General features: G+C 67.6%; 14 protein-coding genes and 1 pseudogene. 5 read left to right on the forward strand and 10 right to left on the reverse strand.

Annotated elements, in window-relative coordinates; translation table 11 throughout:
- Position 1: 1 nt before the first annotated feature.
- The 4 genes from L5G33_RS10075 to L5G33_RS10090 all read right to left on the reverse strand — a co-directional run bounded on the left by L5G33_RS10075 (position 2) and on the right by L5G33_RS10090 (position 3,607).
- Positions 2-616: a response regulator transcription factor gene (locus L5G33_RS10075; protein WP_236998041.1), complete on the reverse strand. Its 615-nt coding sequence runs from the start codon at positions 614-616 to the stop codon at positions 2-4.
- Complete coding sequence (locus tag L5G33_RS10080) at positions 613-1,830, reverse strand: sensor histidine kinase (protein WP_236998042.1); 1,218 nt, start codon at positions 1,828-1,830, stop codon at positions 613-615. The genes L5G33_RS10075 and L5G33_RS10080 overlap by 4 nt, the downstream gene beginning before the upstream one ends.
- 41 nt (positions 1,831-1,871) lie before the next feature.
- Entirely contained in the window at positions 1,872-2,639 is a 768-nt protein-coding gene (locus tag L5G33_RS10085) for an ABC transporter permease (protein ID WP_236998043.1), read from the reverse strand.
- 62 nt (positions 2,640-2,701) lie between these two features.
- Positions 2,702-3,607, reverse strand: coding sequence for an ABC transporter ATP-binding protein (locus tag L5G33_RS10090; protein ID WP_236998044.1), 906 nt, complete (start codon positions 3,605-3,607; stop codon positions 2,702-2,704).
- A gap of 148 nt (positions 3,608-3,755) precedes the next feature.
- On the opposite strand from L5G33_RS10090, the gene L5G33_RS10095 reads away from it, so the two are divergent.
- Positions 3,756-5,009, forward strand: a complete 1,254-nt coding sequence (locus L5G33_RS10095) for a sigma-54-dependent transcriptional regulator family protein (RefSeq protein ID WP_236998045.1) — start codon at positions 3,756-3,758, stop codon at positions 5,007-5,009.
- Between the two features lie 3 nt (positions 5,010-5,012).
- Here the strand turns inward: L5G33_RS10095 and L5G33_RS10100 are convergent, their stop codons facing one another.
- Together L5G33_RS10100 and L5G33_RS10105 are read right to left on the reverse strand one after the other, a co-directional pair.
- Positions 5,013-8,375, reverse strand: a complete 3,363-nt coding sequence (locus L5G33_RS10100; protein ID WP_236998046.1) for an arabinosyltransferase domain-containing protein — start codon at positions 8,373-8,375, stop codon at positions 5,013-5,015.
- Between the two features lie 13 nt (positions 8,376-8,388).
- On the reverse strand, positions 8,389-11,625 hold the full coding sequence (locus L5G33_RS10105) for an arabinosyltransferase domain-containing protein (RefSeq protein ID WP_236998047.1): 3,237 nt from the start codon (positions 11,623-11,625) through the stop codon (positions 8,389-8,391).
- 152 nt (positions 11,626-11,777) lie between these two features.
- On the opposite strand from L5G33_RS10105, the gene exaC reads away from it, so the two are divergent.
- A complete protein-coding gene (gene exaC, locus L5G33_RS10110) occupies positions 11,778-13,301 on the forward strand; it encodes an acetaldehyde dehydrogenase ExaC (RefSeq protein ID WP_236998048.1) in 1,524 nt (507 codons plus the stop codon).
- Between the two features lie 117 nt (positions 13,302-13,418).
- Entirely contained in the window at positions 13,419-13,832 is a 414-nt protein-coding gene (locus L5G33_RS10115) for a DUF779 domain-containing protein (RefSeq protein WP_236998049.1), read from the forward strand.
- Between the two features lie 53 nt (positions 13,833-13,885).
- Here the strand turns inward: L5G33_RS10115 and L5G33_RS10120 are convergent, their stop codons facing one another.
- From L5G33_RS10120 to L5G33_RS10130, 3 genes are read right to left on the reverse strand one after another with little or no spacing between them, the layout of a single operon-like run.
- The gene (locus tag L5G33_RS10120) at positions 13,886-14,470 is read right to left on the reverse strand and encodes a TetR/AcrR family transcriptional regulator (RefSeq protein WP_236998050.1); all 585 of its coding nucleotides are present in this window, start codon (positions 14,468-14,470) and stop codon (positions 13,886-13,888) included.
- Between the two features lie 13 nt (positions 14,471-14,483).
- A complete protein-coding gene (locus L5G33_RS10125; protein WP_236998051.1) occupies positions 14,484-15,716 on the reverse strand; it encodes a hypothetical protein in 1,233 nt (410 codons plus the stop codon).
- 9 nt (positions 15,717-15,725) lie between these two features.
- Positions 15,726-17,261, reverse strand: coding sequence for an NAD(P)/FAD-dependent oxidoreductase (locus L5G33_RS10130; protein ID WP_236998052.1), 1,536 nt, complete (start codon positions 17,259-17,261; stop codon positions 15,726-15,728).
- Between the two features lie 152 nt (positions 17,262-17,413).
- On the opposite strand from L5G33_RS10130, the gene L5G33_RS10135 reads away from it, so the two are divergent.
- Positions 17,414-19,171 (forward strand): penicillin-binding transpeptidase domain-containing protein, encoded by a 1,758-nt coding sequence (locus L5G33_RS10135; protein WP_265742789.1) that lies wholly within the window; start codon positions 17,414-17,416, stop codon positions 19,169-19,171.
- 158 nt (positions 19,172-19,329) lie between these two features.
- Here the strand turns inward: L5G33_RS10135 and L5G33_RS10140 are convergent.
- Positions 19,330-19,407: pseudogene (locus L5G33_RS10140) on the reverse strand (hypothetical protein); the annotation flags it as partial.
- Between L5G33_RS10140 and L5G33_RS10145 the strand changes: the two are divergent.
- A complete protein-coding gene (locus L5G33_RS10145) occupies positions 19,387-19,647 on the forward strand; it encodes a TetR-like C-terminal domain-containing protein (protein ID WP_236998054.1) in 261 nt (86 codons plus the stop codon). The pseudogene L5G33_RS10140 and the gene L5G33_RS10145 overlap by 21 nt on opposite strands.

Raw genomic sequence — 19,647 nt, forward strand, 5'->3', positions numbered from 1 at the left:
ATCAGATCCAGCCTCGCTCGTGGGCGACCCGGGCGGCCTCGGCGCGCGTCGACGTACCCGTCTTCCCGATCGCCGACGACAGGTGGTTGCGGACGGTGCCGTGCGACAGATGGACCTGGGCGGCGATCGCGGCGACCGTGCCGCCGGACAGCGCTTCGGTCAGCACGTCCGACTCCCTGCGCGTCAACGGGTTCTCCCCACTCGTCAGGCTCTCAGTCGCGAGGGTCGGATCGATGACGCGCAGCCCGGCGTGGACGCGGCGGACGGCGTCGGCGAGTTCGGCGGCAGGCGTGTCCTTCACAACGAACCCCGAGGCGCCGGCGTCGATGGCACGCCTCAGATAGCCGGGCCTACCGAACGTCGTCACGATCAACGATCGCACGCCGGGCAGCGTCGCGGACACCTGCGCGGCCGCATCGATGCCGTCGATACCCGGCATCTCAATATCGAGCAGACAGACGTGCGCACCGCAGTCCCGCGCCGCGTCGACGACCTCGTCGCCGCGCCCGACCTGGGCCACCACCTGCAGATCCGATTCGAGATCGAGGAGTGCGGCTAGCGCACCGCGGACCAGCGCTTGGTCGTCGGCCAACAGCAGCCGGATCGTCTCACTCACCGGTTCATCCCATCATGAGCGGCCCCGTCGTGTTCACGCCCGACACGGTCACGAACAGTAGTGGCGCGGACTGTCGCGGTGACCATAGTCACGGTGACGAGCGTCCCGTGCTCGTCGGACTCGACCCGAAGTTCCCCACCCGCGTCGGCGACCCGTTCGGACAACCCGCGCAGACCGTTTCCGAATGCGAGCATCGCCGAACCCGTTCCGTCGTCGGCCACGGTGATCTCGTCGCAGCCCACCCGCACCCGGCACGACGACGCCCCACTATGGCGGACGATGTTCGTGACCGCTTCGCGCAGCACCCAGGCGAACAGCGTGGCGTGCGGCGTCCGGGCATCGGCCGGGTCGGGGAGGTCCGCGACGATCCCCGCCGCGGCCAATGCGCTGGCCGCCGACGCGAGACCGCTCGGCAGTTCCGGTGTCCGCAACCGTCCGACCGTCGAACGCACTTCGGCGAGCGCCTCCCTCGACAGCGCGTTGACCTCTGCGATCTCCGCTTTCGCGCGCTCCGGGTCGAGGTCGATGAGCCGGGAGGCGAGTTCGCTCTTCACCGAGATGACGGTCAACGAATGGCCGAGGATGTCGTGGACGTCGCGCGCAACGCTCTCCCGTTCGGCGACCACCGCGAGTTCCGCGTTGAGCTCGCGTTGACGCTCCACGCTCTGTTCCCGGTCGCGTTCGCGTTCGCTGACCGCACGGATCGCGATCATCGTCATACCGATCGCCACCATGATCGCGATCACCCCGAAGTCGACGTCCCACCCGAGCAGTCGCGGCACCAGGTACGACGCTGCGATCAGCGCGAAGATGGCGGCGACCTGCACCCGGCGGGGCGCGATGAACGACACGACCGCCATGAGGAAGCCCGCCAGCGCGAAGGTCTCTTCGTGAATGATCGGGAACAGCAGGCACGCGAGAACGACCAGAACACCGGAGACAGTCCACCGGACCGCGTCATGGTCGGCGTCGGCGCTCGGCACCGCATCCATCAGCAGCATGCACGCCACGAGGTAGACGGTCGCGAAGACTCCGAGATCGACGAGTCCGAGCGCCTTCACGAACGTCGTGTTGTCCGACTGCGCCACCGAGACCACCGGATAGACCAGAAAGATCATCCAGACGGCTCCGAACACCCAACGCCACTGCCGCCACGGCATCCGATCGTCGTCGAAGAACGTCACGATCCGATCGCGGGACAGGAGCGGACTCATCGGTGATCCTTCAACTCAGGTTCTTCGACTGGCGGTTTCTTCTACTGGCGCGCGCTACTGCGAGAGTAGAAGAACGCCGCCGCGACGGCGAACGCCCCGGCCCAGAAAACGATGTTCGCGACCATCACCCACACCGGGATCTGCGTCCCGTACACGGTCATGCCGTCGTCGAGCGGGTAGCGAGCCAGCGAGACCACGCCGAACATCGGCGTGAACTCGGCGATCCGCAGCATCGCACCGCTGAGCGGGACGAACACGTTGCCCGCGAACGCGAGCAACGCGAGGACGCCGCCGAGAGCCTGCATCGCGCCGTCGGACTTGAGGACACTGCCGAGTGCGAGACCGAGCGCCGCGAACGACGCCGACCCGAGCCAGCCGATGCCGAGGCAAGCGACCCACACCCAGATCGGAGCGCTCGCGCCGCTGATCGCGCCGACTATCGCGAGCACCACGACGGGCAATGCGCTCATCACGAGCGCGAGCGCGATCTTCGTCGACACGTACCCGGAGGGTTTGAGGGGCGTCATCATGAGGGTGCGCGTCCAGCCGGCCTGCTGTTCGATGGCGACCGCCGCCGCATTGGACGCCGCAGCCAAGATCGCGCCATAGACGGCCATGCCGACGAGAACGTAGAACGCGACGTTGCCGTCGCCGACACTGTCCTCACTCGATTGAGTAGCGCCGAAGACCAGGTAGAGCAGGGCGGGCATGGCGATGGTGAAGATCATCGCGCGACGGTTCCGTAGTACGCGGCGGACGTCGAACTTCAGGTAGGTCGGCGCAATGGCCGCGCCAGTGAGAACAGACATGTCAGGTTCCTTCGATGAAGTGAGGCGGGTAAGAAGTGAGGCGGGTAGGAGGCCAGGTCGAGTCAGGCGGTGGCAGTCAGGGTGACGAACGCGTCTTCAAGGTTGTGCGCCGCGATCTCGACGTCCCGCGCGTCCGTGCTGGTCAGCAGATGGCGGGCGAGGCAGTCGGAGTCGGGCGACGACAGGTAGAGGCGGCCGCCGCGCCGTTCACGCACCTCCAGGTCGGTAAACACTCGCCGCAGATCCGGGATCGCACCGTCGTCGAGCACCGCGGACACGACGCGACGACTCGCACGCGTGCGGATCTCGGCGGTCGACCCGTCTGCGACGATCCGACCGCCCGCGATCATCACGATCCGGTCGGCGAACGCGTCCGCCTCCTCCAGGTAGTGGGTGGCGAACACGACGGTCCGACCATGCCGCGCATCGGCGCGCATCGCCGCCCAGAACGTACGTCGCGACTCGACGTCCATGCCCGCCGTCGGCTCATCGAGAACGATCAGGTCCGGATCGGGCAGCAGCGCGAGCGCGAACTTGAGGCGTTGCTGTTCGCCGCCGGAGCACCGCGACACCTTGCGGTCGGCGATGTCGGCGATGTCCGCACGCACCATCACCGCATCGATGTCAGCGGATCGATCGTGCAGCGACGCGACGACCCCGACGGTCTCGGCGACCGTGAAGTCGTCCATCAGTCCGCCCGTCTGCATGACGGCGGCGACCCGCCCGGCACGTGCGGCTTCGCGGGCTGGCCGGCCGAACACGCGGACGTCACCTGCATCGGGCGACGTGAGGCCCAGGATCATGTCGATCGTCGTCGTCTTCCCGGCGCCGTTCGGGCCGAGGAACGCAACGATCTCGCCGGGACGGATCGTGAGGTCGATCCCCTTCACCGCGTCGACCACAGAGCCTTTCGGTCCGCGGAAACGCTTGGTCAATTGTGCGACTTCGATGGCTGGTACGTGGTTCATGACATCTACGATTCCGCTCCGGCGACCATGACGCCTCGCGCAGATGTCACGTCTTGCCCGTGACGTCTGTCAGGGGTAGCAGACGCTTCGTGACGCCGATCACTGATCATTTGGCACAATCAAGGGCAGAGTGCGACCGGAGGATGCGATGTCGGATGGCAAGGCGACCGTTACCCGGGTGAAACGTGCTTACGAACAGTTCCTGTCGGGTGTGACTCCATCCGAGGGAGCAGTGCGTTCCATGGTCCAGGAATCATGGGTCCGGTCGCGGAGCCGCGGCGTCGGAGACGACCCTGATGTGACGCCGGACGACATGTCCGACAACGACTTCTCCGAGTATCGGGCGGCGCACCGTCTCGCGCAGGTGCGGCCCCTAATCACCTCACTCATGCTCGACGACGTGGCTGACGCGGGAGTCGTCGTCGCACTCACTGATCGCCGGGGCCGTCTCCTCTGGGTAGACGGCGACCGGTCGACGCGCGGCAAGGCCGCCAAGATCAACTTCGTCGAAGGCACGGTGTGGAGTGAGGATCAGGTCGGGACAAACGCTCCTGGGCTCGCGCTCAGTCTGGACCGCGGCGTCCAGATCATCGGTCCCGAGCATTATGCGAGTCCCGTCCAGAAGTGGAACTGTGCGGCCGCGCCCGTCCACGACCCGCTGACCGGCGAGGTGATCGGCGCGATCGACGTGACCGGCGGGGCCGCGGCCGCAGCGCCGTTCGCGCTCGCCGCCGTCCGGTCGGTGGTGGCCGCGGTCGAACGCGAACTCCGGTCGACCGCTGTCGACCTATCCCCTGAAGCGATGCTGGACTGTTCGCTCGACTCCCGGTTGACGGTGTTGGCGGGAGAGCCGACGTGGTGCGCGCCCGGCGGACGACGGCACGTCCTGTCGCCGCGGCACGCCGAGATCCTGCTGCTGCTCCATCTTCATCCCGAAGGCCTGTCGACCGACCGCCTCGCCGACCTGCTGTCGGACGACGACCTCGGCTCGGTCACCGTCCGCGCCGAGATCTCCCGACTGCGCCGCGAGGTCGGCGACGCGGTCGCCTCCCGCCCCTACCGGCTCACCGGCGACGTCTCCTCCGACGTCACGGACGTGCGCCAGAACATCATGACGGGCGACCTGCGGGCCGCCGTCTCCACGCTGGGTCGAGGCGGACTGCTCGCGGACTCGCTGGCGCCGGGCATCATCGACGCGTTCGACGAGATCCGGGAGGACCTCCGATCGGCTGTCTTCGCCAGCCGGGATGTCGCGACGCTGCAGGCCTGGGCGTCGTCGCCCCACGGCCACGACGATTTCCAGGCGTGGACGACACTGCACCGCGCGCTGCCGTCCGGACACCCGGACGCCGCGATAGCCGCGGGCCGGGTCCGGCTGCTCAACCGCCGTTTCGGCGTCTGAGGGTCAGTTCGAGTTCTTGTACGGGCGCATCGGGCCGGGCGTCCACAGGCCGTTGTGCTTGGTTTCGCTGACCTCGAGTTCGGCGGTGACCTGCGGGACGAGCGGGACCAGACGGCGCAGAGACCCCCAGTCCTCGGCCCACGCGTTGCGCAGATAGCCGGGCTTGGTGATGGACCGCAGCGAGTTCTGTGTGATGCCGAGCGGACCCCCGTAGTCGCCGGCCATCCACCGCTGCGAGTTGACGCGTTCGCCCTCTGCATCCGGCGTGATCCGCCATTCCGGGACTTCGAGAACGCCGTCGACGGCCGCGGCCGGACGCTGGCACGGGAACGCCAACGCCACTTCCCAGTCGAGGAGGACGGGAGCCTCGCTGCCGACGAGAGAGTTCACCGTCGTCAAGTTCGTGACCCGCGGCGGTGTGACGGCCACCCACTGGTTCGGGGCGGGCGAGACGTCGTCGGCGACGATTCGCACCACGGTGGCGCGTGGCGGTGCGTCCTTCAACGGGAAGCGCAGATTGCGCCATTCGGGGGCGCCGCCCGCATCCAACGGCGTCATCGACGCGACCGGCGTGACGGCCCCGTCACGGCCAACTCGACCGAACTCGAGGCGGACCTTCTGTCCGCTGTTGAGCACGTTCAAGTCGTCGATGTACTCGATCTGTCCGGCGACCGACATGGTCACCAGCGGTGCGTCCTCACTGCGTTCGGGCAGGCCGTACCAGTCGGACGTCAAGTGCCCACGACCGTCCGGGGCTCCGTAGGTGCCGAGCACGGGCACCCGCTTCTGATCGAGTCCGAACGGCAGCTTCACGGCCGAACCGTTGACGCCGCGGGTGCCGACGGTGCCGCCCCCGGTGTCGCCCGATCCGGCGTTCGTCGACGAATCGTCGGCGTCCTCGTCGCTCGACTGCTGGATCGCTCCACTCGAGTCGTCATCGTCGTCGGAGCCGGAGTCGGAGTTCTCGGCGTCGGCGTCCAGATGAGCTGACACACCGTCCGGGGCGAAGCCCTCGGACTCGCCGGCCAGCGCGGCTCCGACACCGACGTCACGTTGCCCCGTGACGTTGGCAGGCACGAGCAGGCCCTCGTTCGGGTCTGCTTCGACGAGCACGTCCTCGGCGAGGGCACACGGCTTGCCCCGGAACGAGTCGATGTTCGAACTGGTCCACGTCCACGAGTCGCTTCGCGCGGCCTTCGCGAACGAGGCGAACGTGAAGAGCAGGACGACGGCGCACACGATCGACAACGAGTACGTCGGCATCCGGCCGATGAGACCGGTGTTCGCCGGGACCGGAGCCTTTCCGCTCTGGTCGAGCTGGTCGTCGCGGTAGTACTGCCACACGCCCAGCAGCGTGATCGCGACCGCGACCGCCAGGATCGGCCAGAACAGGCCGACGCCGCCGATGTGCGGGGTGTCGTCGGCCCACGGGATCCCGTAACTGCCGACGTACCACCACTGGTTTCGTCCGGCGAAGGCGACGGCGAGCGCGTACGCGGCCGCGGCGGCGAAGAACGTCCGATTGCAGCGACGGGTCAGCACCGCGGGCCGCACCATCGCGGTCGCGGCGGCCGCGAGAACCCCCGTCAGACACGCGATGGCGCCCAACTGGTGGGTCGCCTTCGTCGGGACGAACGCCAGGACGACGACGGCGCCCGCGGTGACGGCGACCAGCCGCCACAGCGGCGAACTGGGGACGCCGGGCACCCGTCGTCTGCTCAGTAGGACGAGGACGATGAGCAAGACCGCGAGGATCGTCACGAAGATGCCGATACGGCGCGCGATGGAACCGTCCGGAGTCGGATTGAGCAGCACGTAGTAGCGCATGCCTTCGTTCCACCATTTGTTGGTGGGACCGACGATGCCCTGGACGCGGACGCCTTCCATGATCGACGCGATCGTCTGGTCCGCGAAGATCTCGTAGAGGACCGCCAGTCCGGACGCGAGGAGCGGCACCAGCATCGGCAGCCACCCGTCACGGCCGCTGCGCGTCCGCAGACGCGCGATGAGCGGACGCAGTCCGGCGAGCAACGCGACGGCGGCGATCGCCCCGACCGGGTGGATCGTCAACGTCAACGCCGCGGCGATGATCGCCAGCGCCCATGGCACGAGGCGGCCCGTCGCGATTCCGCGTTCGACGAGGATCCAGGTCGCGAGCACACCGACGGTGATGGCGGGCTCCACGCGCAGACCGTTGTTGAACGGCAGCCAGACGGCGAGGAACGCGAGGGCGGCAGCCCAGTACGCGGCGTGCGACGTGCGGACCGCGCGGCCCAACCGAGGCAGGGCGAACCGGCTGATCAGGAACCATCCGGCGAGGCCGAACAGCAGCGGCAGGAGACGCAGCCACGGCACCGAGGTGCTGACCTGCATCCACAGCGAGAGGTATTGGTAGTGCCAACCGAACGGATCCTGCGGCACACCGAAATACCGATAGTAGTTGTCGAGATAGCCTGCGCCGGGAGCGATCCGCCCCACCGTCACCTGGTATCCGTCGTCGGCTGTGTTGCCGCCGATGAACAACCAGACGATGAGCACGGCGGTCACCAGCACATCCGGGACACGGGGACGCCACCAGCCGCGCGCCAACATGCGGCGCAGCTTCTTGCCGTCCCGGGCGTCGAGGACCGCGAGCGCGACGATCGACGCGATCGTCAGCAGGACGCCGAGGATCAGCAGCGCGCCCTTCAATGTCGTCGGGCTCGAGATGAATCGGGTGTCGACGGTCGAGTGGAAGCTCAGACCGTCGGTCGCCGCCGTCTTCGGCAGGTCGGTGTAGACGCCGATGATCTGCGGACGCGAGTTCGGGTCGGGCACGTCGAACGTCGTCTGCGAGTTCGCGTCGGCGAGCCCTTCCACGGCGCCGCGGGTGCCGTCGGTGTCGGCGTGCACGACGATGCGGCAGTCGGCGGACCGCTGCGCGTCGGTGCGCGGCACATTCAGGACCACTGCGTTGCGCTGGGTCACCAGGATCCGATCGGCGGTCGCGCGCACGAACAGGCCGACGGTCCCCGCGTCCTCACCGGGCGCGGGCACGGTCGACAGGAGGACGCCACCGTCCTTCGGGAGGTCGGCGGCCAGACGGCACGGCACGGCGAGGTCCATGTCGACCGGCACGTACGAGACGTTGGGTGCGGCGACACTCTGCACGACCGGCGACGCGCCCTGTTCGGTGGCCTGCGGCCACTTCAGCTCGGTCTGCGTGTACGAGACCGGCAGGATCGGGGCGATCACGGCGAGCAGCGCGCCGAGCGCACCCGCCACGACCGCAACGATCTTCGCGATCTTCACGGTGCGCGCGCCAGGTCCGGTCGACCCGGCGGCAACGTCCTCCTGCGGCGTGTCCACGTTCTCCACTTCGCTCATAGGTTCCGGCCGCTCACTCACTCGGCTCCACCGCCCTGATCGGTCCGGTCCGGTGCCAGCCCCAGCCGGTGCTGGTATCGGTGCTCACGTGCGCTTGCGGTGCGTCGGGCATCAACGGCGTCAGTTTGATCAACGCGCCCCAGTCCTGATGCCAGTCGTTCTCCAGATAGGTGGAGGCGGTGGACGGCGTGGTGACCGCGTCGACGACTCCCTCGATGCCGCCGCCCGAGATGTGCTGCCACGACTTCGACTTCGACCCGGCGGTGATCTGGTCGGGCGCAATCTGCCAGGCAGGTACGTCGAACACGCCACGGTGCGCGGTCATCGGCTGCTGGCACGGGAACTGGGCGCCGACCGACAGGTCCAGGAGCACCGGCTGCTCGTGGCCGACGACCGTGTCGAGCGTCTTCAGTCGCGGTGCGCGCGGCGGGGTGATCGCCAGCCACTCGTCGGGATTGACGTTGGAGTCGTCGGCGACGATCCGCATCGCGGTCGCGTCCTTCGGCACATCAGCCATCGGGATCCGCAGGTTGCGCCACGGGCGGTTCGCTCCCCAGTCGGGGTCGATCGGGATCACCTGCGAGATGGTCTGGAACTCGTTCCCGGCGCCTGCCCGGCCGAACTCGACGATCAGCGACCGCCCGGGACGACTCGCGTCGTCCTCGTCGATCGAGTGGATCGATCCGGCAGCCGAGATCACCAGGAGCGGCGAGACGTCACGCGCGGGCAGTCGGTACCACGATGACGTCAACGTCGCGGTGCCGTCGTCGTAGCCGTAACTGCCGAGGACCGGTGTGGTCGCCGGATTCAGGCCGAACGGCAGGGCGGCGGTCGACCCGTTGACGGTCGTCGGGCCGCGCCCACCGGTGGTGCCGGGCGTTCCGAGGGTCACCGAGAACGACCGCGAGACCTTGCGCCCGGTATGAATGGTGCCCGCGCCGATCCCGATGTTCTCGGGGACCAGGTCGTCGGCGACACCGTCGGGGGAGAATCCGCGCGCATCGCCGGCCAGCGCCTTCGACGCGCTGTCGGTGCCGATCGGCGTGAGCATGCCCGCGTTCGAGTCGGGCTCGACGAGGACGTCGTCGGCCATGCCGCACGTGTCGCCGGTGAGTGAACGCAGGTCGGCGGACAGGTGGGTGTACGTGTCCGAGCGGGCGACGGCGGCCCGCGCGAACAGCGCGAACTCGGCGAGCAGCAGCGCGACGACGATGATCAGCATGGGCGCCGACCGCATCGCGGCACGCCAGCCGGACCGCTCCGCCACGGGGCGGGGCGGACGCACATGGCACCAGATCGCGGCGAGGAAGCAGATTCCAGTGAGGACCAGGATGATCGTCGGGAGCGGCTGCCCGGCCAGGCTGGGGATCTTGTCCGACCACGAGATGCCGAGGTCGAAACCCCAGCCCCACGCATTGGCTCCGGCCGTCGCCCCGGCGCACGCGAGCATCAACGCAGCGAGGTAGATCCAGAAGTCGCGGGCGCTGCGACGCGCCTGCTGCGCCATCACGACGACCACGACGGCGGCGAGAGCGGAGCCGAGTCCGGTGAAGACGCCGAACTGGACGGTCCACTTGGTCGGCGTGAACGACAGGAGCAGGACGGTCAGCAGGGTGGCTCCGACCAGCCGCCAGACGGGACCGCGTGCAATGCCCGGGATGTGCTTGCGCCGCAACAGCACAGCGAGCGTCGCGAGCAGCGCGAGGACCAAGATCAGGACGGGCAGACGGCGGGCGAGGGCCCCGTCGTCGTGCGAGAGCGTCAGGAAGTAGTAGCGCAGCAGTTCCTGGTACCAGGTGGCGGTCGGCCCGACCGTGTACCGGACGCGGATGGCTTCGGCGACGGTCGCGATGGTCTGCTGACGGAAGACGATCAGCACGACGAACGCGAACGCGGCGCCGACCGGTGCCGCGAGCGCCACCAGTCCGACGTCGCGGCGGCGGGCGCGCACCGCCCGCAGCATGGGCCTGCTGCCCGCGATGAGGACGGCGAGCGCGATGATCCCGTGCGGTGCGACGGCCATCGTCAGGCCGGCGAACAGGGCGGCGAGCGCCGCGGGCAGGAGTTGACGCGTTGCGACGGTGCGCTCGACCATCCACCAGGTGAGGAGCGAACCTAGGATGATGACGGTCTCACTGCGCAGCCCGCTCGCGAACGGCATCCAAAATGCCACGAACACTGCCGCCGCGGTGAGGACTGCGAGGTGGGAGCGGCGCAGCGCGACGCCGAGACGCGGCAGGAGGACACGGGACAGGATGAACCACGACACCAGGCCCGCGACGAGTGCGGGCAGCCGCATCCACACGGTCGCGGTCGAGATCTCGGCCCAGTGGCCGAGGAACGAGTAGTACCAGTCGAACGGCGCTTCGGGCACGTTGAACCAGCGATAATAGGAGCCGAGGAATCCGGCGTCGTCGGCGTTGCGACCCATCGTCAGGATGTAGCCGTCGTCGGACGATCCGGCTCCGAGGAAATGCCAGACGACGAGCGCGGCCGTCACCAGGATGTCCGCAGTGCGCGGGATCAGGAGTCGCCAACGACCTTTGGGAGCGAACCGGTGGCGATAGCCGCCGAGCACATCGAGTCGGTACGCCGCGAACAACGCGATCGCGGCGGCGATCACGCCGACGACCAGGGCGAGCCACTTGAGGATCGTCGGCGTCAGATCGAACCGGTTGTCGACGTCGACGTGCACGGCGAGACCCGACTGCTGTGCGGCTCCGACCTGCGCCGCGTCGAGCCCGGTGAACACGCCTGCGACGAGCGGCTTCTGCGCGTCCTCATCCGTGGCGGCTGGTCCGAGACCGACGAACTGCGCGAACACCGTCGGGCCGTCGGTCCACACATGCAGACGGTCGACGTCTGCGAGCTCACCGCGGGTGGCCGACGCGACCTCGACGCCGCGGACGACGACCGAAGCGCCACGGGGCGAGGCGGTAATCGCGAGCGCGTTGTCGCGGAACCCTTCGGCTGACGACGGCATGGTCGAGACGATCGTCGTCGACTCGTCCTGCATGAGCGTGTCGCGCCCGATCGTCACATCGAGCCCTGCGGGCGTTTGCGTGGCTAACGGGGCGACGATCGACCCGTTCGCGGAGTCGAGTTGTTGTCCGGTCGGCCAGTCAATGGCCGCATCGTGCTGGGTGACCGGCAGGAACGGTGTAGCTACCGCTGCTGCGATCGCGATCGTCCCGGCCACAGCCGCGATGATCGCGTACGTCCGAGCGCGCGCTGTAGTCGGAGTAGGCATCGCGTCGATGCTAGGCCATGTCACCTGAGTCTTCCGTGAGTGATCGCCCTGCCGTCAGTTACGGCGTTGCAACGTCACTGCAACCATCTCGAGCCTACTGTGTGCCTCACATCACTAACCGTCCTGCAAAGTGACATGAGAAGGAGTCAGCGATGACTGTCTACGCGAAGCCCGGTACCACCGGTTCGGTCATGAGTTTCGAGTCCCGCTACGACAACTGGATCGGCGGCAAGTGGACGCCACCCGTGAAGGGCCAGTACTTCGAGAATCCGTCTCCGGTCGACGGCCAGACGTTCTGTGAGGTCGCTCGTTCGACCGCTGAGGACATCGATCTCGCGCTCGACGCCGCACACGCCGCAGCGCCCGCGTGGGGCAAGACGTCGGTCGCCGAGCGCGCGGTGATCCTCAATAAGATCGCCGACCGCATCGAAGAGAACCTCGAGAAGATCGCGGTCGCCGAGTCGTGGGAGAACGGCAAGGCGGTCCGTGAAACGCTCGCCGCCGACATTCCGCTCGCCGTCGACCATTTCCGCTACTTCGCGGGCGCCATCCGCGCCCAGGAAGGCGGCATCTCGGAGATCGACAAGGACACGGTCGCCTACCACTTCCACGAGCCGCTCGGTGTCGTCGGACAGATCATCCCGTGGAACTTCCCGATCCTGATGGCGACGTGGAAGCTGGCGCCTGCGCTCGCAGCGGGCAACGCCATCGTCATGAAGCCTGCCGAGCAGACACCGTCGTCGATCCTCTACCTGGTGAGCCTCATCTCCGATCTGCTGCCGGACGGTGTCCTCAACATCGTGAACGGTTTCGGTGTGGAGGCCGGCAAGCCGCTGGCGTCGAGCAACCGGATTCGCAAGATCGCGTTCACCGGTGAGACCACCACGGGCCGCCTGATCATGCAGTACGCGAGCGAGAACCTGATCCCCGTCACCCTCGAGCTGGGCGGCAAGAGCCCGAACATCTTCTTCGACGACGTGATGTCGTCCGACGACGGTTTCCTCGACCGCGCGTTGGAGGGCTTCTCGATGTTCGCCCTCAACCAGGGCGAGGTCTGCACGTGTCCGAGCCGTGCCCTCGTTCAGAAGGGCATGTACGACGACTTCATGGAGAAGGCTGTCGCACGCGTCGCCTCGATCAAGCAGGGCAACCCGCTCGACACCGACACGATGATGGGCGCGCAGGCCTCGAGCGACCAGTGGGAGAAGATCCGCTCCTACCTCGCGATCGGCAAGGAGGAGGGCGCGAAGGTCCTCACCGGCGGCGAGCCCGCCGACCTGGGCGGCGACCTGTCGGGCGGCTTCTACATTCAGCCGACCGTGTTCGCAGGAAGCAACAACATGCGGGTGTTCCAGGAGGAGATCTTCGGCCCCGTCCTGTCGGTCGCATCGTTCTCCGACTACGACGAGGCGATCTCGATCGCCAACGACACCCTGTACGGTCTCGGCGCGGGCGTGTGGAGCCGTAACGGCGCCGTCGCCTACCGGGCCGGTCGCGACATCCAAGCGGGCCGTGTGTGGACGAACACCTACCACGACTACCCGGCGCACGCCGCCTTCGGCGGATACAAGCAGTCCGGTGTCGGCCGCGAGAACCACCTGATGATGCTCGGCCACTACCAGCAGACCAAGAACCTGCTGGTCGGTTACGCACAGAGCGCCAAGGGCTTCTTCTAAGCCCCCATAGACCTCGCCCGGGCCGGCGACCCCGGCCCGGGCGAGTACCAACCCGCTGTCGAGCCGGGTCGAGCGCCTAACCTCGAACACAACACTGATGGTGAAAGGACAACGGTCATGTCTGAGACCCCGGATCGGGTGACGGCGACGGAGTCCGCCGTCGAACTCCTCACGAAGCTCTCCGAACTGCACGGCGGTCTGATGATCCACCAGTCGGGCGGATGCTGTGACGGGTCGGCGCCCATGTGTTATCCGGTCGGCGAGTACCGGATCGGGCAACGCGACGTGCTGGTCGGCACGATCGGTCTCCCCGATCCGCTCCCCGAGGTCCGTGTCTGGATCAACGGCGACCAGTTCGAGTTGTGGAAGCACACCCAGCTGATTCTCGACGTCGTTCCCGGGCGTGGTGCGGGCTTCTCGTTGGAAGCCCCAGAGGGCGTTCGCTTCCTCTCGCGTTCACGCACCTTCAGCGACGACGAGAACGCGCTCCTCGCGGCGTCGCCCCCGAACGTCGGTGCCGACTTCGAATAACTCACCGACCGTAGTTCGCCGACGGCGCAGCCTCAACTCTGTTGTCGAGCTGCCTACCGGCACACCCAGGTCCGGATGAACGTCCGCAACTCGTCGTCGGACCTGGGTGGATGGTTCGGGTAGAGCTGGAAGCTCAACCAGATCCGCATGACGAGTTCGGCCAGCCCCTCCATGGCGGTGCTGTCGTAGCCTTCGCCGTTCCAGTCGACGTTCAGTCGGCGCAGCATCTCCGCACCGAGTGCGACGGCTCCCGACGACGTGGCCTCCCGCGTGAACAACTCCCCTTCGCCTTCGCGGAGCATGAGCCCGAGGGCGGGCTCCTCCGGGAGTCGGCGCAGGCAGTAGAGGATCGTCTCGGTGATCGCGTCGTCGACGGTCTCCACCCACCCCAGTTCCTCGCCCATCCGGTCGAGGAAGTCGCCGGCCCCGGCCGCGGCGACAGCCGCGAGCATGTCGTGCACCGAGGAGAAGTAGCGGTAGACGGTCTGCCGGGTGACGCCTGCCTCTTCGGCGACGTCGCCCAGACGCGTCTTTCGCAACCCGAACCGTTCGACACAACGGGTGGCCGCTTGAAGGATCCGATCACGGGCCTCATCGGCGCTCTGCGGCAGATCCCCCTGCCAACCACGAGTCCTCACATCGGCCATGTTCTCACACGGTCGTCGCCGTCTCGTCCGACGCCGAATCGGACTCTGCGGACTCGACACGCTCGGCTCTGCCGCGTCGAACGGCGAGGGTCAGAACCCCGATCGCGATCACATAGCAGCCGATCACGTACGGGAGGCTGCCGGTCGGCGTCCCTGACTCCGGCGAGGCGTCGGAGCCGGTCACGCCATCTACGGCCCCGAAGTACGACGGCAGCACGACGATCCAGAGGACCGCGTGCACGCCGAGGAACAGCCAGGGGAAGAAGCGTAGGAACGGCGCGGCCTCGCGTGCCGGTCGGGCCGACGTCGCAGGCAGACGACGCAGTTTCCACGCGAGCAGAGCCAGTCCGATCACCCAGACACCGAACACTTGGATCGCGAACACCACTGTCTGCGCGGTCAGGTTCGCTCCGTCGCCCCGCCCGAAGACCGCAGTGGTGATCGACAGCAGCGGCATGGACACCACCGCGACCGCACCTGCGACGACGATCCGCCAGGTGAGCGACCAGCCCCTAATCGAACGACCCTGGGTCGTCGGATTCTTCACCAGAACGACACACATGAACGTCAGGACCGCGAAAGAGACGGTCGCGAACAGCCACGCGCTGCTCCACGGGACCGATTCGAACAGCGGGACGGCCGACGGATTCCCGAGGACGTCGGGCTGCGCGCCGTAGAACGGCTCGTCGACGTTCCACGCCCACCATTTCAGTTGCGGTCCGAGCTGGTCGAAGATCTCGTAGAACACCTGGTAGACGAGACCGAACACCACCGAACCGCGCAGCGCCGACCATTTACCGCCATCGAAGAAGCCGAGGGCGCGGACGATCTCGTAGGCCACCTGACTCATCGCCGGATAGAAGCACACGATGTAGAGCGGCAGCCTGTCGTACATGAGGTCGACGGTGAAGACGTTGTGGGCGAACATGAACCCCATCGCGTCCTGCATGCCGAACCATTCCGGAAAGTACAGCGGCGGTTCGATGATGAACAGGTAGACCAGCGACCCGAACCACAGTGCGAGGTTCGTCGGGTCGCCGTCGCGGCGAAGCCTGCGCACGGCGTGCACGAGCGCGAGGATCGCGCCGACGACGATCAGGAGTTCGAGGATCGGCAGCGTCCAGTTCGCGAGATCGAGCGGATTGCGCAGGGTTACGATCGGGTTCGCGTCCTCGCAGACGAAACCGAGATACCGGGTGATGACGAATGCCGGAGTGTCCGGATCGCAGACGGCCATCGTCGCCCCCTACGCCCGCGCCAGGCTGCGCGGGTCGACGCCGCGCGGAATGACTTGGGCGCGGCCGCCCGGCGTCGGGACGCCGTCGCGCCAGATGTCCGACGGCGGGGGGAGTTCGCAGTCGAAGCCCATTGGCAGTCGGGTCCGGCCGAACAGTCGTTTCACACCGTGCCGGGCGAGCCCGAACAGGACGCGTGGGCTCTTGACCATGTCGGTGACCGACTCGTCGAGGTTGAACACCGCGGTGAAGTGCTCTTCGACCTTCGCGTCCTCGCGGACTGTCGCCGAGATGTGGTTGAAGATCGGCCATGCCCCGCGGAACGCGAGCCGCTGCCGCCACTGCGGAGCGAGCTCCGTACCCTCCGCATTCGCGTAACCCTGGTCGCGGGCCAGGGCGAGCGTCCAAATGTCGTCGAGCAGCGATCGCTGGGCCGCGAAGTAGTTCTTGGTGAACGCTCCGTCCACCGCCGACGCGCTCTGCAGGTGATCGGCCAGCAGCACCGCACACTTGCTCGCCGAGCTCATACCCTGTGCGTAGAACGGATTGAATCCGCAGATGGCGTCGCCGATCACGACGAGGCCGGCGGGCGGGTTCTCCAGCTCGTCGTACCGCCTGCGACGGTTCCCCGTCGACTTCGTGACGAACACGTCCGAGATCGGCTCGCACAGGTCGACGGCCTGGCCGAACGCCGGCGCCCGCAGTTTGTGGACGGTCTCGACGAATTCCTCCTCCTCGCGCGGCATCGGATGGCCCCACGAACCCATCGTCACCAGGACGCGATCCCCTTCGATCGGGAAGATCTGGCAGAGGAAATCGTGCTCGGGCGGATGCGGTCGGGTCTCGGCCGTGGGCATCACCGACATCTGCGCCCACCACCACCAGTCGGGCAGGTCGGCTGGCTTCTGGTACCAGCGCGACGTATAGGTGACGCCCGCGTCCAACGACTGGATCGGCGTTTCGGACCAGCCTGCCTTGGTCAGCCACTTGGAGACCTGTGATCCGCGGCCGAGGGTGTCGATGACGAGGTCCGCGTCCACCAGGTCTCGGCTCGATCCGGTCTCGCGTCCAGTGACCCAGACGCCGGTGACCCGTCCGGCGTCGGAGCCGCCCCCGACGGTCTCGAGTCCGACGACGGCCACGCCCTCCTCGATCTCGACGTTCGACACGTCGGCGAGCTTGGCCCGGAGCGTCCGCTCGATGAGGAGCCGTGACGAGTAGACCATCGACATGGTGCTTTCCCCGCGCGGAACCCAGCCGGCGCCCTCGCAGTGAGCCGCGGCCTGCGACGGCATCATGTGCAGTGCGCCCGCCTCGATGAGCGCGTCCTCGAATCCGGGGAAGATCCGGTCCATCGCGCGGCGGCCGGAGTTGAGCAGGAAGTGCGGATGTTTGCTCTGCGGCACACCGCGGCGGTGCTCGGCGTCCTCGGGGATCACATCGCGTTCCAGGACGAGTACTTCGTCGAAGTACTCGGCGGCGGCACCGGCCGCGCACATTCCCGCAACGCTTCCTCCGAGCACGACAGCACGGCTTCCCAATCTCATCACATTCCCCTTTACGTCATACATTTTCTGATTGATGTCATATCGTAGGGTGTGGTGTGCGACACGTCAACGAACTCGCCGACAGGTTAGATTCGGGGCATGGACATGCTTCGACACATCCGGGCCGTCGTCATCGAACGCGGGCGACCGTGCTGATCACAACGCGAAGCATCGCCGCGGCGACGGTCGCGGCGCTCATAGCAAGCTTCGGCGTCGCCTGCGGATCCGATGAGTCACCCGCCGAGAGGCTGGCCGGCGCGTTGACCGGCCACGATCCGGTCGCGGCGGCCGAATCCACGACCGAGGGACCTACCGCAAGGAAGGCGTTCACCGACACGTTCGACGGGATGGGCGAGGCCACCGCGGACGTCTCGGTGAACGACGACGACACCGAGTTCACGTGGACATGGACGCTCCCGAAGGACCGCACGGTCACCTACCGGACGCCAGTCGAGACGTCGGGCGACCACGTGACGGGGTCGCCGACCCACAACCCCCCGCCTCTCCAAGCGGGCGGCCCCCAGCGGGAAAGCGACCAGAAGAGTTTCGACACTCCGGTGACGGATCGACAGAACCGTCCGCTCCTCACCTGGCAGACGGTGACGGTCGTGTCGCTCGACGCCGGGAAATCGGAGTCGGCCGAATCGGCGTCTGCGCTGGCGGGGAAGCTGAAGGCGGTCGCACCGGAGGTGTCCGCGTCGTCGATCCGTGCCGGGCTTCGCGGGAAGCAGGGTCCGCAGACAGTCGTCGCGCTGCGTGCAGCGGATGCGAAACGGGTCGGTTCGCTCGAGCGCATCGACGGTGTGACGACGCGTACCGAGGGGCGGTTGTTGACCGCGGAGAAGAATCTGCGGTCGCCTGCGACGAGCGGCCTCGAAGAGCATTGGCGGACGGTGGTCGACGCAGCGGCGGGCGCCGCCGTCACCGTGGTGAACGCCGACGGCGAGCCTACGAGCGATGTCCAGAAGTTCCCCGGTAGGACTCCGGCTCCGGTGCGCACCACGCTGGACGTCGCGCTTACGCAGGCGGCGAACGACGCCGTCGCTGAAGAGAAGCGTCCCGCGATGATCGTCGCGATCCGGCCGTCGACGGGCGGGATCCTGGCTGTGGCCCAGAATTCCGCGGCCGACGAGGACGGACCGATCGCATTGACCGGCCTGTACGCGCCGGGGTCGACGTTCAAGACGATCACGACGGCGAGCGCCTTGAAAGCGGGGGTGACCACGGCGAACGCCCGGCTCGCCTGTCCCGGGACGCAGACGTTCGGCGATCGGAAGATCCCGAACGAGGACGAGTTCGATCTCGGCACCGTCCCGTTGCACACCGCATTCGCTCGCTCGTGCAATACGACGATGGCCGGGTTGTCGACGAGGCTCGGCGACACTGATCTCGCCGACACCGCCCGCACCTTCGGCCTGGGCGTCGACTACACGGTGCCGGGTCTGACGACGATCACCGGAAAGGTGCCGACGGCCGACACTCCGGCGAAGAAGGTTGAGAGCGGTATCGGGCAGGGGGCGGTCACGGCGTCGCCCTTCGGGATGGCGGTCGTCGAGGCGTCGTTGGCGGGCCGGAAGACGGTGACTCCCACGCTGATCGACGGGCTGCGCACCGGGTCGAACACCGAGCGCGCCACGATTCCCGCCAACGTCGCGACCCCGATCCGATCGGCGATGCGGGAAGCGGTCATGTCGGGGACGGCGACGAGTCTGCGCGACATTCCGGGGCTCGGCGGCAAAACGGGGACCGCTGAATTCGGCGACAACAAGCATTCGCATGGCTGGTTCGCAGGCATCGTCGACGATCTCGCGTTCGCGACTCTGGTCGTCGGCGGCGACAGCTCGACGCCCGCGCTGAAGGTCAGCGGCGACTTCCTCCGCGACGCCGAAGGCGACCTGCCGATCGCGTGACGGCACAGCCGGGAAGATCCGCACTCACACCGCCATGCGCTGGGACGACGTCGCTGCACCCGGGCCGACCGGCTGCCAGCCGACAGCTTCGGCAAGCTCTCAGGACGCATACCGCTGCCGATGGTCTCATGTGCGCCGATCACATAGGTCTCATGCCAGAGCCCGACCGCGTTCTTGTCCGCGAAGCGCTTGACGAATCCCCTCCACTTGGGAAGATGGGGTCCCGCGCCGAGCAGCGGGAATCGAACCGGACGACGAGTTACTGGAAGTCGCCGCGGTCCATCAGACCACTTGCGACAGGCGTTCGTCGTGCAGTCGAAGCGGGTGTGTTCCGCGCCGAGGATCCGGAGACGATCGTGGCATCGCTGTGGTCACAGGTACACGGAATGGCGTTGCTCATGCTCGGCGGGCATTGGCCGTCAGCAGCTGACCCTGCGCGGGCGGCGACCGCAGCCGTCGACGGCTGGCGCGCATAG

It is taken from the genome of Gordonia liuliyuniae (genome assembly GCF_021738805.1).
Classification (GTDB): domain Bacteria; phylum Actinomycetota; class Actinomycetes; order Mycobacteriales; family Mycobacteriaceae; genus Gordonia; species Gordonia liuliyuniae.